The following is a 17375-nucleotide window of genomic DNA, read 5'->3' on the forward strand; positions in this document are numbered from 1 at the left end:
ATACAGCTAACGTGAATTCAAAGCACGAGGAAAAATTACGCTGATTAAGTTGTCTATTTTTATTAAAAAAATTAGACAACATTGCGTTAATTAAAACCATGAAAGCGATCACGAATCGTCGCGGCGTTGCATGTTGTTGGGCAAGCAAATTCCTATCCTCGTATCAGGCCAGAGATCAACATGAATAAGGCCACTTACCCTACGAGTTGTTATATGAGGATTCCCAAATGCTCAGTCAAATACAACGCTTTGGCGGCGCCATGTTCACCCCGGTTTTATTGTTTCCGTTTGCGGGGATTGTGGTGGGTATCGCCATTATGCTGCGCAACCCGCTGTTTGTTGGCGAAGCGCTGACCGCACCTGATAGCCTGTTTGCGCAGATTGTTCACATTATCGAAGAAGGCGGCTGGACGGTGTTCCGCAACATGCCGCTGATTTTTGCCGTCGGTTTGCCAATCGGTTTGGCAAAACAGGCGCAGGGGCGTGCGTGCCTTGCCGTTCTGGTGAGCTTCCTGACCTGGAACTACTTTATTAACGCCATGGGCATGACCTGGGGCCACTTCTTTGGCGTTGATTTCAGCGTCGATCCCACTGCCGGCAGCGGTTTAACGATGATAGCCGGTATTAAAACGCTCGATACCAGCATTATCGGGGCGATCGTGATTTCCGGCATCGTGACCGCGCTGCATAACCGCTACTTCGATAAACCGCTGCCGGTATTCCTCGGGATTTTCCAGGGATCGTCCTTTGTGGTGATTGTCGCGTTCCTGGTCATGATCCCCTGCGCATGGCTGACGCTGCTTGGCTGGCCTAAAGTCCAGATGGGTATTGAGTCGCTACAGGCCTTCCTGCGCGGCGCCGGGGCGCTGGGAGTATGGGTTTACACCTTCCTTGAACGCATCCTGATCCCAACGGGCTTACACCACTTCGTTTACGGTCCCTTTATTTTCGGCCCTGCGGCGGTAGAAGGGGGCATTCAGGTTTACTGGGCGGAGCATCTGCAGGCGTTTAGCCAGAGCACTGAGCCGCTGAAAGCGCTGTTCCCGGAAGGAGGCTTTGCGCTGCACGGTAACTCGAAAGTGTTTGGCTCTGTCGGTATCGCGCTGGCGCTGTACTTCACCGCTTCGCCGGAGAACCGTGTAAAAGTCGCTGGCCTGCTGATCCCGGCCACGCTTACGGCGATGCTGGTGGGGATTACCGAGCCGCTGGAATTCACCTTCCTGTTTATTTCCCCGCTGCTGTTCGCCATTCATGCGGTGCTGGCGGCCACCATGGCGACCGTGATGTATATCTGTGGCGTCGTCGGGAATTTCGGTGGCGGCCTGTTGGATCAGTTCCTGCCGCAGAACTGGATACCGATGTTCCATAACCATGCCGCAATGATGTTTACCCAAATCGGCATCGGCGTTTGCTTTACCGCCCTCTATTTCGTGGTGTTTCGCACGCTGATCCTGCGTTTTAACCTCAAAACGCCGGGTCGCGAAGATAGCGAAGTCAAACTCTACAGTAAGGCCGACTATCAGGCCGCACGCGGTAAAACCTCTGCCGCAGGGGCGCCAGCCGGTCAGCAGGGCCAGGCGGTCGGTATTCTCCAGGCGTTGGGCGGTACTGCCAATATCGAGAGCATCAATAACTGTGCTACCCGATTGCGCATTGCGCTGGTCGATATGGCGAAAACACAAAGCGACGACGTCTTTAAAGCACTTGGCGCACACGGCGTCGTGCGCCGCGGAAACGGTATTCAGGTGATTGTTGGCCTGCATGTCCCGCAGGTACGCGATCAGCTGGAACGCCTGATGAAAGATTCTCTACAGACCGAACATCCCACCATGACGGAGGCAGTATCATGAAAAAATTCTCAGTTGTTATCGCAGGCGGCGGCAGTACTTTTACACCCGGCATCGTGCTGATGCTGTTGGCAAACCAGGATCGTTTCCCGCTGCGGTCGCTGAAATTTTACGATAACGACGGCGCGCGTCAGGAGACAATCGCCGAAGCCTGTAAGGTTATCCTCAAAGAGCAGGCGCCGGAGATCGCGTTCAGCTACACCACTGACCCGAAGGAAGCCTTCACCGACGTGGATTTTGTGATGGCGCATATTCGCGTGGGTAAATACCCGATGCGTGAAAAAGACGAAAAAATCCCGCTGCGTCACGGGGTGCTGGGCCAGGAAACCTGCGGGCCGGGCGGAATTGCCTACGGTATGCGTTCTATCGGCGGCGTGCTGGAACTGGTGGATTACATGGAAAAATACTCGCCTGACGCCTGGATGCTGAACTACTCCAACCCGGCGGCAATCGTGGCGGAAGCCACCCGTCGCCTGCGTCCGAACGCGAAAATTCTCAACATCTGCGATATGCCGATTGGTATCGAAGGCCGGATGGCGCAGATCGTCGGCCTGAAGGACCGCAAGCAGATGCGCGTGCGCTACTACGGCCTGAACCACTTTGGCTGGTGGACATCGATTGAAGACCTTGAAGGGAACGATCTGATGCCAAAACTGCGCGAACATGTGGCGAAATACGGCTATGTTCCCCCTTCTAACGACCCGCATACTGAAGCAAGCTGGAACGACACCTTCGCGAAGGCGAAAGATGTGCAGGCGCTGGATCCGGACACCATGCCGAACACTTACCTGAAATACTATCTGTTCCCGGACTACGTTGTGGCGCACTCTAACCCGGAACGTACCCGCGCTAACGAGGTGATGGATCACCGCGAGAAGAACGTTTTCAGCGCCTGCCGGGCGATTATTGCCGCCGGAAAATCATCGGCTGGCGACCTCGAAATTGATGAGCACGCGTCCTACATTGTCGATCTGGCGACGGCCATTGCCTTCAACACGCAGGAACGAATGCTGCTGATTGTGCCGAACAACGGCGCGATTCATAACTTCGACGCCGATGCGATGGTGGAGATTCCCTGTCTGGTGGGCCATAACGGGCCGGAGCCGCTGACGGTGGGCGATATTCCGAACTTCCAGAAAGGGATGATGAGCCAGCAGGTGGCGGTGGAAAAACTGGTGGTGGATGCCTGGGAACATCGTTCTTACCATAAACTGTGGCAGGCCATTACGCTGTCGAAAACCGTGCCAAGCGCATCGGTAGCGAAGGCGATTCTGGATGATTTAATTGCGGCGAATAAGGATTATTGGCCTGAGCTGCATTGATAAAAATGCCCGCCGACTGGACATCGGCGGGCCTCATTCAGGCTAGATTCAAGCGGGTAAACTGCTCCTCCGGTGCCTGATTTTTTATCATCCAGCGCTTAATTTCAGCCGCGAATAGGGCTTCCGTTTCCGGCGCATTCAGCGGATGGAGCTGCTGATAATCCTCCTGTAAATCAAACAACAGCGTACCTTCCAGCCCCTGTGATAATTGCGGTATTTTCAGTAATGGGCAGCCTTTCGCAAACGGGAAACTTTCGGTCGGCGGCACGAATGTGGCGGTGGCCAGCAGCGCCGGCGACATGCGGTAATTCATATAGCATGGCATCAGCGTGTACTCGTTGACCGTTTGTCCATTTTTCCCGCCGTGCATATAGACATAGCGGCCGTCGGTGACGTTGACCTCTTTGCCAAAGTAGCCAAAAATCAGCGAGTTGTGAACCGGGGTATCATTATCGATGACCGGCTGTAGATCTTTACCGTCCATATCGGCAGTGGGTTCAAGATTGAAGAATTTCAGCAGCGTTGGCGCCATATCAATCATTGATGCCAACCCCTGGCGGCTCTCATTTTTATGCTGGCCGCGCGGATCCCAGATAAACAGGGGCGTATGGGCCACTTCGCAGTAGCTTGGGGGCAGGTTCTTTGCCCACCACCCGTGCTCGCCGAACATAAAGCCGTGATCGGTATTCACAATCAGCATGGTGTCATCCCATAGATTGTGTTTATCCATCACATCCAGCAGGTGATTCAGATATTTATCGCACAGTGAAAACATGGCACGCGCACGATTTTTACAGTGTTCAACCATCTCCGGGCTCTCTTCAACCTGGCGGTAGAATGGCCAGTCAAAGTGCGGCCCATCGTAGTTTTCCGGATACAGCGCCTGACATTCTGGTGAGGAGAAGTACGGCTCATGCGGGTCGAAGGCTTCCAGATGTAAAAACCAGTTATCTTCGGCGTGGTGCTTTTCTAAAAACTCTTCAGCCAGCGAGAAAACCTGCGGCGTACACATTTTTTCTTCGCTATCCATATAGGAACGGTTAATGAAATCACGCTTCTCAAGATCTTTACGCCAGCCTGACAGCGACGGGTCGTAGTTATCGGGAAAGACCGGGTCGATAATCGCCGCTTTGTACTCGTCGACCTCCTGCCCGCGAACAAACTCCGCCGAGGCGTAGCGGTTGTGGTAAGTAGCGCCACCATCCTGCCAGTAGTGGTAGTGATCGGTAATTAAATGGCTATAAATACCGTTATTTTTCAGTATTTCCGGCAGTGAATCGTCGAACGGTTCAATCGGCCCCCAGGCCCGATGCAGAAAGTTATAGCGACCGGTGTGCAGATCGCGGCGAGCGGGCATACAGGGCATTGAGCCAATCCACGATTGGTCGAAGCGCAGGCTATGTTCCGCCAGACGCTGAAAACCCGGGGTCTGCACATCGGTCGCGCCATAGGGCGACAGCATGCGGCGGCAGAGGGAATCAAACATAACCATGATGGCTTTCATACGGTCTTACCTCCGCTCCGGTTTTTTCAGCCCTAAGCGTTCGTATTGTTCCTCCGGCGCATCGTTCTCGGCCATCAGCCGGGTGATTTCTTTTTGCAACCGGGCGACGACTTCGGGATTATGCTGAGGCGTTGACTGGCGCGGATCGTCAGTTACGTTAAACAGTACGCTCTGCCAGTTATGTTCCAGCGGTACCATGCCGAGGCCAATATCAGCGATTTTCATCAGGCGACAGCCTTTGGTGAAACTAAAGGACTCCACAAGCTCCGTTTGCTGCAACTCCTGCGGCGTGAACGGGTGACGCATATGCGTTGGCATCAGCGTGTAGTGATTCAGCGGGCGGTTCGCTTTGGTTGGGGCGTGCGTATAAACCCAGGTGCCGTCGGTGCAGCTGACCTGCGCGCCATAGACGCCAAAGAGCGCGGTTTCTCGTACCGCGACATCATTAGCGATAGTCTCTTTCAGCGCTTTCCCCTGCATGTCCTGCGGGATAGAAAGATTAAAGTAATCCAGCAGCGTGGGGGCTAAATCGATGGTCTGTACTAGCTGTTGGCTTCGGCCCGTTTTCTTACTGCGCGGATCGTAGATAAATAAAGGCGTATGCGAGACTTCTTCATAGAAATTGGCATCGTTGGCTTTGGCCCACCAGTCGTGCTCACCCAGTAAATAACCGTGATCGGTATTAATAATCAGTAAGGTGTCTTCCCACAAATTGTATTTATCCATCATGTCGAGTACGCGGCCAATACCGACGTCGCACATATTTAATAGGCCACGATATTCTTCACGAAGATTATTTTTCCACGGGCGTTCTGCATCCGTAACCTGCGCATAATGAGGCCAGTCGAATTCCGGCCCAGCGATTTTTTCTTTCTGTCGTCGATGGAAAAAGGGTTCGTGTGGATCGAATGTTTCAATTTGCAAAAACCAGTTATCCTCAGCGTGGAATTTTTCGATAAATTTCATTCCCAGATCAAATGTTTTTTCGATGGGGAATTTATCCTGTTGAAGTATTTTTTCCCGGTTTGCCTGGTCTTGCGACATCATTTGTCCAAGGTGCGGTGGAAACTCGCGTTTTTTAATATTGGGTTCCCAGTGGTCACCTTCCTGACCGCGCACGATTTCCCACGATGCATAGCGATTATGGTAAGTACAGCCACCGTCCTCCCAATAATGATAATGGTCGCTGATGAGATGACTGTGTACGCCATTATTTTTCATGATCTCAAAGCAGGAGTCATCGAAAGGTTCCAGCGGGCCCCAGCTACGGTGCAGAAAGTTGTAGCGCCCGGTATGCAGCTCGCGCCTGGCGGGCATACAGGGCAGGCTTCCTACGTAGCTTTTGTCGAAAACCATGCAGTTGTTTGCCAGACGGGTAAAATTCGGCGTGTCGCTGCGGCTGGAATTATATGGCCCGAGGTAATGTCTGTTTAATGAATCATACATAACCATAATGGCTTTCATGATATCTCCTGATGATATTGTTATTTATGTGAAACTAATCGTTGTAATGGTTATTTGTATTAGAGAACGATCACAAATAAGAGTAATCATAAATGGCTTGTGGAAAATCGTAACTCGAACGGGAAGGGAATAGGGTACTGCGTTAATTGCTAATAATGTTGGGTTTGTGAAGAGTGCTGGATTTCATTTGAAGCGAGAGATTGTGTAATATCTTTCTGAGGGACGTTTTTGTTTCGCTGGAGATATATATTTTCTGAATAATAATAATATCAAATCCATGAATGCATTAGAAATATATGGGAGTGGCTTCACAAATAAAAATAAACATAACCAGCTAATTAAAAATCATAATAACGACATCAGAAATGCTATCTCTACTATGTCACCACTTTAATTCACAACACAGGAAGTGGTATGAGCGATAACACACTCTCTTTAAAAGAAAAAATAGGTTATAGCCTTGGCGATGCGGCAAGCCATATCGTCTTTGACAACGTCATGCTATATCTCATGTTTTTTTATACCGATATCGCGGGTTTACCTGCGGCCTTTGTTGGCACCATGTTTTTAGTCACCCGTATCCTGGATGCAATCTCCGATCCGTGTATGGGGCTGCTTGCCGACCGCACGCGGTCACGCTGGGGGAAATTCCGCCCCTGGATCCTCTGGGCCGCTATTCCCTTTGGCATCAGCTGCTACTTTACCTATACCGTACCAGACCTGTCTCTTGGCGGAAAAATGGTCTATGCCACAGTGACTTATATTGTACTCACGCTGCTTTATACGATAGTGAACATTCCCTATTGCGCGCTCGGTGCGGTGATTACTAACGATCCGCAGCAGCGTATTTCCATGCAGTCATGGCGCTTTGTGCTGGCTACGGCTGGCGGCATGTTGTCTACAGCGCTGATGATGAAAATGGTGGAGTGGATTGGCGGGGACGATAAAGCTTATGGTTTTCAGATGAGTATCGCCATTCTGGCCGTGCTGGCGATCGTGATGTTTTTTATCTGTTTTGCGACAACGAAGGAGCGAGTCGTTGCGCCGCCAACCAGTGATGGCTTTAAAGGGATGCTCAGCGACCTGAAAGATATCTGGCAGAACAGCCAATGGCGCGTGGTGGGCTATTTAACGGTCTTCGCGATTATTGGGACTTCGGTGCGCGGCGGCGCGATGATGTATTACGTCACGTGGATTATGGAGTCGCCTAAGCTATTTTCTCTATTTCTGACGACTTACTGCGTCGGTAATATTATCGGCAGTGCGATAGCCAAACCGCTTACCGGTCACTTCTGCAAAGTGAAGGTGTTTATTAGCTGTAACGTGGCGCTGACGTTACTGAGTTTTTGTATGTTCTTTGCCCCGATGGATACCGTCACGTTGATGTTTTGCCTGATCTTTATCATCGGTGTTCTGCACCAGGTGATGACGCCGATCAAGTGGGTAATGATGGCGGATACCGTTGACTATGGCGAAGCCTGCAATGGCAAACGTCTGACCGGAATCAGCTTTGCGGGAACCCTGTTTGTGCTGAAAATGGGGCTAGCCGTTGGCGGGGCGGTTATCGGTTGGATGCTGGCGGCCGGGGGCTATCAGGCGGGGGCCACGTCGCAGTCTGCTGCGACGCTGACCACCATCACGCTGCTGTTTACCGTGGCACCGGGTATTTGCTATTTACTGTGCGCGGTAACGGCAAAAGCGTTCTATAAACTAGACAGCGAAGCGATGGTGCGCGTTAATGCCACTCTCAAAAGCAGAGCATAATCAGCTGAGATAAAGATACAAAAGGAGCCGTCATGAAAATTTCCCGCCTCGGAGAAGCGCCTGATTACCGTTTCTCACTGGCCAACGAGCGTACGTTTCTGGCCTGGATTCGCACGTCGCTGGGCTTTCTGGCGGCGGGAGTCGGGCTCGATCAGCTGGCGCCAGACTTCGCGACCCCGGCTATCCGCGAAGCGCTGGCGCTGCTGTTGTGCCTGTTTGCCGGCGGGCTGGCTATCTACGGCTACCTGCGCTGGTTGCGTAACGAAAAGGCGATGCGGCTGAAGGAAGATTTACCCTATACCCGCAGTCTGCTGGTGATAAGCCTCATGCTTACCTTCGTGGCGGCGGTGGTGATGCTGCTGGTGCTGTATGCCGGATAGTCGCAAAGCCCGGCGTCAGGCTGACCCGGGCTTGCAGCCTGAGCGCACGTCGCTGGCATGGTTTCGCACCCTGCTCGGCTATGGCGCGCTGATGGCGTTAGCGCTTAAACACAACTGGCATCAGGCGGGTATGCTGTTCTGGGTATCGCTTGGCGTGCTGGCGATTGTCGCCGTTATCCTGTGGCAATATACCCGCAACCGTAACGTGATGGATGTAACGCAGGATGATTTTGCGCAATCGAGCGCGGTGCGTGACAAATTCTTGATCTCCCTCGCGGTGTTATCCCTCGCAATATTGTTTGCTATTACCCACATTCGCCAACTTATTATTTTTCTAAGGGATTTTACATGACAGGATGTCAGGTGATGGCCAAACCGGCCAGCTCTCGCTGTAACCTCAACTGCCGCTACTGCTTTTACCTCGAAAAACCCGAACAGCCGATGATGGATGAGGCCACGCTGGAGCGCTTTGTCAGCCAACACATTGCGGCGCAGCCTGGGTCAGAAGTCACTTTTGCCTGGCAGGGCGGGGAGCCAACGCTGTGCGGGCTGGCGTTTTTCCAGCGCGCGCTGGCGCTGCAAAAGCAGTACGCTAACGGCAAACAGATCCACAATGCCTTCCAGACCAACGGTCTGCTGCTCAATGACAGCTGGTGTCGCTTCTTTAGGGAGAACGGCTGGCTGGTCGGGATCTCACTGGACGGTCCGGCCGATCTCCATGATACCTATCGTGTTAACCGCAGCGGTAAGCCGAGCCACCACAAAGTGATGAAAGCCATTGAGATGCTCTCTCAACACGGCGTCGAATTTAATCTGCTGGTGGTGGTCAATCGTCTGAATAGCCAGCAGCCTCAACGTCTCTATCGTTACCTGCGCGGTCTCGGCACCGCCTTTTTACAGTTTATTCCGCTGGTTGAGCGCGATGAGCATGGCAAGCTCAGCGCGGAGTCGGTTACCGCCGATGCGTGGGGCGCATTCCTGACGGGCGTGTTTAACCAGTGGGTCCATGAAGATATTGGCCGTGTTTATATACAGCTGTTTGATTCAACATTAGGCGTCTGGAGCGGCCATCGGTCGCAGATGTGCGCGTTCAGCGAAACCTGCGGTCACGCTTTTGCGCTGGAGGCCAACGGCGATCTCTACCAGTGCGATCACTTCGTTTACCCCGAGTTTTATCTGGGAAACATCCATCAGCAGACGTTACAGGCGCTGAATGCTACGCCGCAAGCCGCCGCCTTCAGCCAGCAAAAACAGCGTGGGCTAACAGACGCGTGCCGCCAGTGCACCGTGCTGCCGTTCTGCCAGGGCGATTGCCCAAAGCACCGAAACGCCGATGGAAAAAGCGCACTGTGTGAGGGCTATCGCCAGTTCTTTACCCACAGCGCGCCGTATATGAAAGCGATGCGCGATCTCCTGAAACAACGCCGCTCACCGGTGGAATTAATGGTGATGTTAAATCAGAGCCGATAAGCTTTCTCTGTTTGCCAGCCGCCGAAGACGAATGGCAAACAGGTCAAGGCGAACGCCGTCTGTTCTGGTATCACTAGCGTACTGAGTGATAACCCGTCAGGAGTGTCTATGTCGCTTGTGCTACCCCGTGATACCCATTTCCGCCACCCGCAGGAGAGCGTGGTGTTCCATTTCTGGCATCCGGAGAAAAGCATCAGCCATGAACATACGCACGAATACTGCGAGCTGTTCCTGGTCGGCAGCGGAAGCGGAATTCATGTTATCAATGAAAAGCCCTACCTGTTGAGCAGCGGCACGCTGTGCTATCTGAACCGGCAGGATTATCACCTGTTTGAAGAGATGAAGGATTTGCAGCAGGTGAACCTGCTGTATCTGGGGCGCGATAGCTTCAATTTTATCAAGCACATCGATTATCTGCTGCCGCAGGAAGGGGAGAGCAACGTCTGGCAGCTGGATGTCGGCATTATGCAGCGCATATTTGACCGTCTGGCGAGTCATCGCGAAGAAGAGTTTAGCGACCCTCTGCTGGCGGAAAGCCATAAGGAGATGATTTTCCTGGAAGTGTTACATACGCTGAACCTCTGGCGCTACAAAACGCAGGCGTTTCACTCCAGCGAAGACCGCATTAGCCAGGTGCTGATTCACCTGAACGGTCGCTGGCAGCAGCCGCTCGATCTCGACGGTTTATGTCAGATGTTTGCTATTTCACGGCGTACGCTTCAGCGTGGATTTAGCGACTACACCGGCGTTTCGCCGCAGCAGTATCTGGCCCGTGTGCGGCTGCTGCAGGCACGCTACCAGCTGCGTTTTACGCAAGATACGGTCAATGAAATAGCCATACGCTGCGGATTTGGCGACGTTAGCTACTTTTCGCGCGCGTTTCGCCGTCAGTTTGGCGTTTCGCCCAATCAGTGCCGCTAGCTATCAGGCTGGCGGGTGATTCGCTGCGCCACCGGTGTCAATCATTGCACGGGATGAGCAGGCCGGATAAGCGCAGCGCCATCCGGCATTTTGGTTTTGTTGTCGCCTTATATTTTCCTTTCAATCACTTCCAACTGCGTAGCGCCGGGCCTTTCTTCGTGCGGCACATCGCGGAAAATCGGCAGAGCCTCCCAGCGTAGCCAATAGCGGCTTTGCGGGCTGTAATCACTGTTCTGCGCGGCGACCAGCTGCACTTCGGCCCGTGGCGCAATGTTCTGCCGGGGCCGCCATTGTTCGGCTGGCAGCGGCGGTGTGGGCGTGCGGTGAGCGACAACGCTAAGCGTCCGGTCATCAATAATCCACTCACCGCTTCCGGCCCCGGCGGTGCTCCAGTCCACGGCCATTTGCCCGTTACCGATCGCGCGCGGCGCGCTGAGGGTGACGTCCGGTGGAATCGAGCCGCCGCCGCTGAAATCCCAGCGGAACGCCCACTGGCTAATCTGCGCCTTTTGCCAGCTTCCCTTACCGTCCGGGCGCGCCAGATAAGCCTGCGACAGCCCCCGATCATCATAACGATGGTAAATCAGCACCGGGCGCGCCTGATTATCAAAACCGACTTCCTGCACCATATTGATAAGCCCGCCGCCGATACCGGCGTCATCGACAATTTCACCCTGATGGCGGGCAATCGGCAGGGCGAGCGGCGTACCGTCTGATTTCTCCCAGCGCTGCAGGTCGCGGCTGCGGGCGTAGGAAAGATTATTGTTGGTCTCGCAGTGCGGCGTTTCGCGCCACATCCAGATCATATGCCAGTAACCGTCTGGCCCCAGCAGCGGCTGGCGGGCATAGCCGTTGCGCGCGCCTTCTCCGTTGAGTAGCGGGGTCTCTAACAGGCGCGTCCAGCGCTGGCGCTCAACGTCGTAAATGTTATACAGATCGTCACCATTGCCGCTACAACCATCGCGATAGCGGAAGATCAGCCGCCCCTGCGCATCCTTAAAAAACACCGGGTAGGTCGCACGCGCTTCGCGTTTGCCGGTCATCGCCGGTATGCATTCCAGCGTGGTGATGTCCAGCGGCTGGCGGCTGCGGAAGTAAATAAGCGGATCAACGTGCATATTGCCGGAAAGATGCAGGAATCCGCCGCTATCAACCGCCATCGTCAGATAATTGTGCGAATCAAACTCGGTGATATGCGAGTAGCGTTCGCGCTCTGGTAGCCAAACGCCCTCTGGCTGAAACGTCTGCCATGGGCCGTCGGGCAATTCACGCTGGCCCACAGTGATGCGGTGCTCGGCGTCATACCAGGCGGCGAACTGGTGGTTGTCGTGATTAATCAGACAGTAAAGTACGGTGAAATCTGCGCAGGCGTGTGCCACGGGCGCAACAACGATATCGGTCATCAGACGGTCTCCGGACGAGAAACAAACGATTTTTTACGACGCAGGAAGAAGGCGGCCAGCACCAGCGCGCCGATGGGGTGCAGGGTCGCACCGGCATAAATCGGCATCGAATAACCAAAGTGGTCGATAATAGTGCCGACAAAGCCGTTAAAGATAATGGAGGTCACGCCGCCCAGCGCGCTCATCACGCCGATAGCGGTGGCGATGGCCACGCGCGGTGCCAGCCCGCCCATCATGATGGTGGCCATACTGAGCCAGGCGGTGCACATAAAGTTAATCACCGTCATGATCGCCACCGCCGCGTAGGCGTTGCTGATGGATGGCAGCAGAAAGACCAGCGGCGCCAGGCAGGTGACGGACCAGATAATGGTTAAGCGGGCGCGGGTGGCATCCATACCGCGCGCAACGAGGCGGTCGGAGGCCCAGCAGACTGCCAGCACGCCAAAGACGGCAACCAGCGGCGGCAGCCACATTAACTTGCCGACTTCCGCCAGCGTCAGGCCGATTTTTTCCTGCATAAAACCCACCTGCCAGTACTGGTAGAAGAACCAGAACGGATCAGTGAGTAAGCGAGCAATCAGCAGCGCCCAGATAGGTTTTGAGGTCAGTACCATCTTGTAGCGCTCAACCAGCGGCACGCTGACGGCGCTCACCTGCGGCGTGTCGTCGGCCGCAGGCGGCGTTTTACGGCTGGAGAAATACCACATCACCCCGACCGCCACGCCCGCCATGGCTGGAATAAAGAACGCCCAGCGCCAGCCGGTTGATATCGTCACCCAGGCGACAAACGGTGGCGCAAGAATCAGCCCTAATGACTGAATAATATTGGTGAGCTGGAAGGCAAAGGCGCGCTGCTCGGCGCGAAACCAGGTAAAGACCGCCAGCGTTAGCGCCGGTACGATCCCGGACTCCGCCAGTCCCAGCATCACGCGCCCGACAATAAGCCCGGTCATCGAGTGCGACAGGCCGGTAATCAGCGTAGCCAGCGACATCAGTATCATTAGCGCGCACAGCACGTAGCGGCTGCCGAATCGGTCAACGATACCGCCCACAAAGAAATACATGAAGGTATAGGGGATCATAAAGGCGCTGATCAGCACCGAATAATCGCTGTTATCGAGCCCCAGCTCCTGCATCAGCGTGGTTTTCAGGATGGAAACAATTTGTCGGTCGAGCGAGAAGAAAAACAGCACGCAGCCGAGAAGCAATAGCAGCACCCAGATGAGCAGGGTGAAGCCGCCCCGGCTGATATTTTTGTCAGCCTGTTGCATTGTGTTCTCCGGTTTATCGTAGAAATACGAGGTAATCCGGAGTATATCGGTGTGTTTTTTATGCGGGAGAGAAGGGCTGACGGAGTGTGACGTAAGACAATACGCTTTGACTTCCCGCGCCAAAATGGCGCGGGATCTGGCATGAATGTCCCTCTTCTGCGGCGTGGGGTTAGCGGCCTTTGGCCAGGTACTGCGCCATTTCGGCTTCTGGCACCATGCCGCCGCCCGTCGCCCATACCAGATGGGTGGCGTGATTGAGCTGCTCTGTGCTGAAGTCATGCATCTGCTGGTAAGCCCTGGAGGCACAAACGTGCTGAGGGCCAGCCATGCCTGCCAGCGCCGACGGCTCAAGACGAATGCCTTCTTCCTGCGCCAGCCAGCCCAGCATATCGTACATTGTCTGATCGTCCAGGGTGTACAGACCGTCGAGCAGACGTTCCATCGCCCGGCCGACAAAGCCCGAGGCGCGACCGACCGCCAGCCCATCCGCCGCCGTCAGGTTATCGATGCCGATATCCTGCACAGAAAGGGTATCGTGTAGCCCGGTGTAAATCCCCAGCAGCATGCACGGTGAATGAGTCGGTTCAGCGAAGAAGCAGTGCACATTATCGCCAAACGCCAGCTTAAGGCCAAACGCCACGCCGCCAGGGCCGCCACCGACGCCGCAAGGCAGGTAGACAAACAGAGGATGATCGGCATCCACCACGCGCCCCTGCTGGGCAAACTGCGCTTTCAGACGCTGACCGGCGACCGCATAGCCTAAGAACAGCGTGCGGGAATTTTCATCATCGATAAAGAAGCAGTTCGGATCGGACTCTGCCGCCTTACGACCTTGTTCAACCGCCACGCCATAATCTTCTTCGTACTCCACCACCGTCACGCCGTGGCTGCGCAGCTTGGCTTTTTTCCACGCGCGGGCATCGGCAGACATATGCACCGTAACGTTAAAGCCGATGCGGGCACTCATGATACCAATCGACATGCCGAGGTTGCCGGTGGAGCCAACCGCGATGCTGTACTGGCTGAAGAACTGTTTAAATTCAGGCGAAAGCAGAACGCGGTAATCGTCTTTGGTGGTCAGCAGACCGGCTTCCAGCGCCAGTTTTTCCGCATGGGTCAGTACTTCATAAATGCCACCGCGGGCTTTAATCGAGCCTGAAATCGGCAAGTGACTGTCTTTCTTCAGCAGGAGTTCGCCGTTAATGTGCTGCCCGAACGCTTTTTCCAGCCGTTTTTGCATAGCCGGGATTGCGGCCAGCTCAGATTCGATAATGCCCCCGGTGGCGGCGGTTTCCGGGAAGGCCTGCGCCAGATACGGTGCGAAGCGCGTCAGACGCGCGTGGGCGTCCTCAACATCGTGTGCTGTCAGGCCAACATACGGTAAACCTTCCGCAAGAGAGGTGGTGCCAGGGTTAAACCAGGTTGTCTCTTTCAGAGCCACCAGATCTTCCACTAAAGGATGCTGGGCGATAAGTGTTTGAATGTTTTCCATAGTCAGTCTCTTCGCGCTTAAATAATAAAGGAAAGCAGGAATGTGCAAGCCAGTGCAATCACCGACGCGATAAATGTCGCAGTCGTATAGTATTTGAACGTTTCATTCAGGGTGGCGCCGCAATACTGCTTCACCAGCCAGAACAGGGAATCGGTGACGATCGTGCAGCCAATAGCGCCGGAACCGATGGCAATGGCGATAATTTCCGGGCTAACGTTGGGGTACAGCGGTAGCATCGGGGCAACGATTGCCGTCGCGCCCATCATAGCCACCGTGGCAGAACCTACCGCCGCATGAAGAATCAGTGCGACTAGCCACGCCAGCAGAATCGGGTGCATATGCATGTTTGAGAGGATCAGCGCCAGAGTATCCGCCAGCCCGCTGCTCTTGAGAATAGCGTTGAATGCGCCGCCTGCGCCGATAATCAGCAAAATGTTAGCAATCGAGCCAAAACCGTTTTCGGTGTGGGTCAGCAGCGCACCCATGCCAATGTGCTGGCGCAGGCCGAGAATGTAATAGGCCACGAAAACGGCGATAAACATCGCGGTGATCGGGTTACCAATAAACTCCAGCAGCGTATACACCGTACTGCCTTTTGCCATGTTCAGTTCCGCGACGGTTTTCACCAGCATCAGGCCAATTGGCAGCAGTACGGTAAACAGCGTCGCGCCCAGCGATGGCAGCGTGCTTTCATCACGCACTTTCAGGTCGGAAAACTCAGCCGGTACTGGCTTAAACGGCAGACGATTACCGAGAAACTTCAGGTACAGCGGCCCGCCGATTAGCGATGCCATTAAGCCCACCAGTAAACCGTAGACAATCACGGTGCCAATGTCTGCGCCCAGCTTGTTGGCCACGAACAGCGCCGCCGGATGCGGTGGTACGACGCAGTGCACAGCCATCAGCGCGGTACACAGCGGGATCGCCAGCTTTAGCAGCGAAGTATTGGTCTTTTTGGCAATTGAGAATGCCAGTGGAATTAATAGCACCACGCCCACTTCAACGAACAGCGTGATCCCGCAAATCAGCCCGACCAGCACCATAATGACGTCGGCGGAAAGCCAGCGGCAGCGCTGTAGCGTCAGGCCGATGCGTTCGGCCGCGCCGGAGACTTCCATCATTTTTCCAAGGATAGTCCCAAGGCCAATAACCGCCGCGAGGAAGCCCAGCGTACCGCCGATGCCGTTCTCGATGGCATTGACCATATCCAGCGGCCCCATGCCCATCATCGTCCCCACGAAGAAACTGGCTAACAGCAGCGCCAGAAACGGGTGGAATTTGAACTTCACGATGGTCAAAACGATTAACACGATGCTTATCAGCAGCGTGCTCACAACCCAGATCTGAGAGTGCATAGCTCACCTTGCCCTGTGATGAATATGGGTTTATTGGACAAAAATAAGGCACCCGCTGACAAACGATATAAATCGTCCTTCACATGAGCCAGATTGAATCAAAATGGTGATTTACGTCTTATTACCGGTAATTTATGCGACATGAATCATTCTGATTCATCTTTGTGCTGATTTTGCCGGTGATTTTTTTTACACTCCGGCGAAAAACAGGCAATATGGAGAGGAATATGGAACCCCTGCGCGAGGGCAGAAATCGTCTGCTGAACGGCTGGCAGCTATCAAAGCTGTATACCTTCGAAGTGGCGGCCCGGCATCAGTCGTTTGCGCTGGCGGCAGACGAGCTGTCATTAAGCCCCAGCGCCGTCAGCCATCGCATTAACCAGCTGGAAGAGGAGCTGGGTATTCAGCTCTTTGTCCGCTCGCATCGTAAAGTAGAGCTCACCCACGAAGGTAAACGCGTGTTCTGGGCGCTGAAATCGTCGCTGGATACGCTCAACCAGGAGATTCTTGATATTAAAAATCAGGAGCTTTCGGGGACGCTCACCGTCTACTCGCGGCCTTCTATCGCCCAGTGCTGGCTGGTCCCGGCGCTCGGCGACTTTACCCGCCGCTACCCGTCGATTTCACTGACCATCCTGACCGGCAACGACAACGTCAATTTACAGCGCGCTGGGGTCGATTTGGCAATCTATTTTGACGATGCACCTTCCGCACAGCTCGCGCATCACTTCCTGATGGATGAAGAAATTCTGCCGGTATGCAGCCCGGAATACGCCCGCCGCTACGCTCTGACCGGCTCGCTGGTAAACCTGCCACACTGTACGCTACTGCACGACAGACAGGCGTGGAGCAACGACTCAGGGACCGATGAATGGCACAGCTGGGCGCAGCAGTATGCGGTGAATTTGCCGACATCGTCGGGCATTGGTTTCGATCGTTCTGATTTAGCGGTGATTGCGGCGATGAACCACATCGGCGTGGCGATGGGGCGAAAGCGGCTGGTGCAAAAGCGCCTCGACAGCGGGGAGCTGGTGGCGCCTTTTGGTGATAAGGCGCTGAAATGTCATCAGCATTATTACGTCACCACGCTGCCCGGCAGGCAGTGGCCGAAAATTGAGGCGTTTATTGGTTGGGTTCAGGAGCAGGTTAAATAGGCGTTTTATGCCGGGTGGACCCGGCCTA

Annotated in this window: 14 protein-coding genes; 8 read left to right on the forward strand and 6 right to left on the reverse strand. The window is 54.4% G+C overall.

From position 1 onward, the window contains the following. Positions 1–227 precede the first annotated feature (227 nt). Both H7R76_RS00065 and H7R76_RS00070 read left to right on the forward strand, forming a co-directional pair. Positions 228–1850 (forward strand): alpha-glucoside-specific PTS transporter subunit IIBC, encoded by a 1623-nt coding sequence (locus H7R76_RS00065; protein ID WP_106930189.1) that lies wholly within the window; start codon positions 228–230, stop codon positions 1848–1850. Continuing rightward, positions 1847–3169 carry a 6-phospho-alpha-glucosidase gene (locus H7R76_RS00070; RefSeq protein WP_182929754.1) on the forward strand — a complete coding sequence of 441 codons (1323 nt, stop codon included), beginning with the start codon at positions 1847–1849 and terminating at the stop codon, positions 3167–3169. Before H7R76_RS00065 ends, H7R76_RS00070 begins: the two co-directional genes overlap by 4 nt. Positions 3170–3206: 37 nt before the next feature. Here H7R76_RS00070 and H7R76_RS00075 read toward each other — a convergent pair whose 3' ends face one another. Both H7R76_RS00075 and H7R76_RS00080 read right to left on the reverse strand, forming a co-directional pair. After that, positions 3207–4673 (reverse strand): sulfatase, encoded by a 1467-nt coding sequence (locus H7R76_RS00075; RefSeq protein ID WP_182966638.1) that lies wholly within the window; start codon positions 4671–4673, stop codon positions 3207–3209. A 6-nt stretch (positions 4674–4679) separates the two neighbouring features. After that, positions 4680–6137, reverse strand: a complete 1458-nt coding sequence (locus H7R76_RS00080; protein ID WP_182966640.1) for a sulfatase — start codon at positions 6135–6137, stop codon at positions 4680–4682. A 414-nt stretch (positions 6138–6551) separates the two neighbouring features. Between H7R76_RS00080 and H7R76_RS00085 the strand changes: the two genes are divergently transcribed. The 5 genes from H7R76_RS00085 (at position 6552) to H7R76_RS00105 (ending at position 10672) form a co-directional block, all read left to right on the forward strand. Beyond that, on the forward strand, positions 6552–7901 hold the full coding sequence (locus H7R76_RS00085) for a glycoside-pentoside-hexuronide (GPH):cation symporter (protein WP_106924816.1): 1350 nt from the start codon (positions 6552–6554) through the stop codon (positions 7899–7901). 32 nt (positions 7902–7933) lie between these two features. Then, on the forward strand, positions 7934–8281 hold the full coding sequence (locus tag H7R76_RS00090) for a YidH family protein (RefSeq protein ID WP_106924817.1): 348 nt from the start codon (positions 7934–7936) through the stop codon (positions 8279–8281). Beyond that, entirely contained in the window at positions 8271–8633 is a 363-nt protein-coding gene (locus H7R76_RS00095; protein WP_182966642.1) for a DUF202 domain-containing protein, read from the forward strand. The genes H7R76_RS00090 and H7R76_RS00095 overlap by 11 nt, the downstream gene beginning before the upstream one ends. Next, positions 8630–9751, forward strand: coding sequence for an anaerobic sulfatase maturase (locus tag H7R76_RS00100; RefSeq protein WP_182966644.1), 1122 nt, complete (start codon positions 8630–8632; stop codon positions 9749–9751). Before H7R76_RS00095 ends, H7R76_RS00100 begins: the two co-directional genes overlap by 4 nt. 108 nt (positions 9752–9859) lie before the next feature. After that, the gene (locus tag H7R76_RS00105) at positions 9860–10672 is read left to right on the forward strand and encodes a helix-turn-helix domain-containing protein (protein ID WP_106924820.1); all 813 of its coding nucleotides are present in this window, start codon (positions 9860–9862) and stop codon (positions 10670–10672) included. Between the two features lie 107 nt (positions 10673–10779). Here the strand turns inward: H7R76_RS00105 and H7R76_RS00110 are convergent, their stop codons facing one another. From H7R76_RS00110 to dsdX, 4 genes are all read right to left on the reverse strand, one after another. After that, positions 10780–12075, reverse strand: coding sequence for a BNR repeat-containing protein (locus H7R76_RS00110; RefSeq protein ID WP_182966646.1), 1296 nt, complete (start codon positions 12073–12075; stop codon positions 10780–10782). Next, on the reverse strand, positions 12075–13346 hold the full coding sequence (locus tag H7R76_RS00115; RefSeq protein WP_182966648.1) for an MFS transporter: 1272 nt from the start codon (positions 13344–13346) through the stop codon (positions 12075–12077). The genes H7R76_RS00110 and H7R76_RS00115 overlap by 1 nt, the downstream gene beginning before the upstream one ends. A gap of 169 nt (positions 13347–13515) precedes the next feature. Beyond that, on the reverse strand, positions 13516–14838 hold the full coding sequence (gene dsdA, locus H7R76_RS00120; protein ID WP_106924823.1) for a D-serine ammonia-lyase: 1323 nt from the start codon (positions 14836–14838) through the stop codon (positions 13516–13518). A gap of 17 nt (positions 14839–14855) precedes the next feature. Further along, positions 14856–16193 carry a D-serine transporter DsdX gene (gene dsdX / locus H7R76_RS00125; RefSeq protein ID WP_035895020.1) on the reverse strand — a complete coding sequence of 446 codons (1338 nt, stop codon included), beginning with the start codon at positions 16191–16193 and terminating at the stop codon, positions 14856–14858. Positions 16194–16420: 227 nt separating this feature from the next. Between dsdX and dsdC the strand changes: the two genes are divergently transcribed. Then, positions 16421–17347: a DNA-binding transcriptional regulator DsdC gene (gene dsdC / locus H7R76_RS00130; RefSeq protein WP_182966650.1), complete on the forward strand. Its 927-nt coding sequence runs from the start codon at positions 16421–16423 to the stop codon at positions 17345–17347. The last annotated feature ends 28 nt before the right edge of the window (positions 17348–17375 follow it).

The organism is Klebsiella sp. WP8-S18-ESBL-06, assembly GCF_014169755.1.
Lineage (GTDB): Bacteria > Pseudomonadota > Gammaproteobacteria > Enterobacterales > Enterobacteriaceae > Kluyvera > Kluyvera ascorbata_B.

Coding starts and splice junctions, on each gene's coding strand:
- H7R76_RS00080 (WP_182966640.1), bottom strand. CDS start 6,137: ATGAAAGCCATTATGGTTATGTATGATTCATTAAACAGACATTACCTC.
- H7R76_RS00065 (WP_106930189.1), top strand. CDS start 228: ATGCTCAGTCAAATACAACGCTTTGGCGGCGCCATGTTCACCCCGGTT.
- dsdC (WP_182966650.1), top strand. CDS start 16,421: ATGGAACCCCTGCGCGAGGGCAGAAATCGTCTGCTGAACGGCTGGCAG.
- H7R76_RS00100 (WP_182966644.1), top strand. CDS start 8,630: ATGACAGGATGTCAGGTGATGGCCAAACCGGCCAGCTCTCGCTGTAAC.
- H7R76_RS00095 (WP_182966642.1), top strand. CDS start 8,271: ATGCCGGATAGTCGCAAAGCCCGGCGTCAGGCTGACCCGGGCTTGCAG.
- dsdA (WP_106924823.1), bottom strand. CDS start 14,838: ATGGAAAACATTCAAACACTTATCGCCCAGCATCCTTTAGTGGAAGAT.
- H7R76_RS00090 (WP_106924817.1), top strand. CDS start 7,934: ATGAAAATTTCCCGCCTCGGAGAAGCGCCTGATTACCGTTTCTCACTG.
- dsdX (WP_035895020.1), bottom strand. CDS start 16,193: ATGCACTCTCAGATCTGGGTTGTGAGCACGCTGCTGATAAGCATCGTG.
- H7R76_RS00075 (WP_182966638.1), bottom strand. CDS start 4,673: ATGAAAGCCATCATGGTTATGTTTGATTCCCTCTGCCGCCGCATGCTG.
- H7R76_RS00105 (WP_106924820.1), top strand. CDS start 9,860: ATGTCGCTTGTGCTACCCCGTGATACCCATTTCCGCCACCCGCAGGAG.
- H7R76_RS00115 (WP_182966648.1), bottom strand. CDS start 13,346: ATGCAACAGGCTGACAAAAATATCAGCCGGGGCGGCTTCACCCTGCTC.
- H7R76_RS00085 (WP_106924816.1), top strand. CDS start 6,552: ATGAGCGATAACACACTCTCTTTAAAAGAAAAAATAGGTTATAGCCTT.
- H7R76_RS00070 (WP_182929754.1), top strand. CDS start 1,847: ATGAAAAAATTCTCAGTTGTTATCGCAGGCGGCGGCAGTACTTTTACA.
- H7R76_RS00110 (WP_182966646.1), bottom strand. CDS start 12,075: ATGACCGATATCGTTGTTGCGCCCGTGGCACACGCCTGCGCAGATTTC.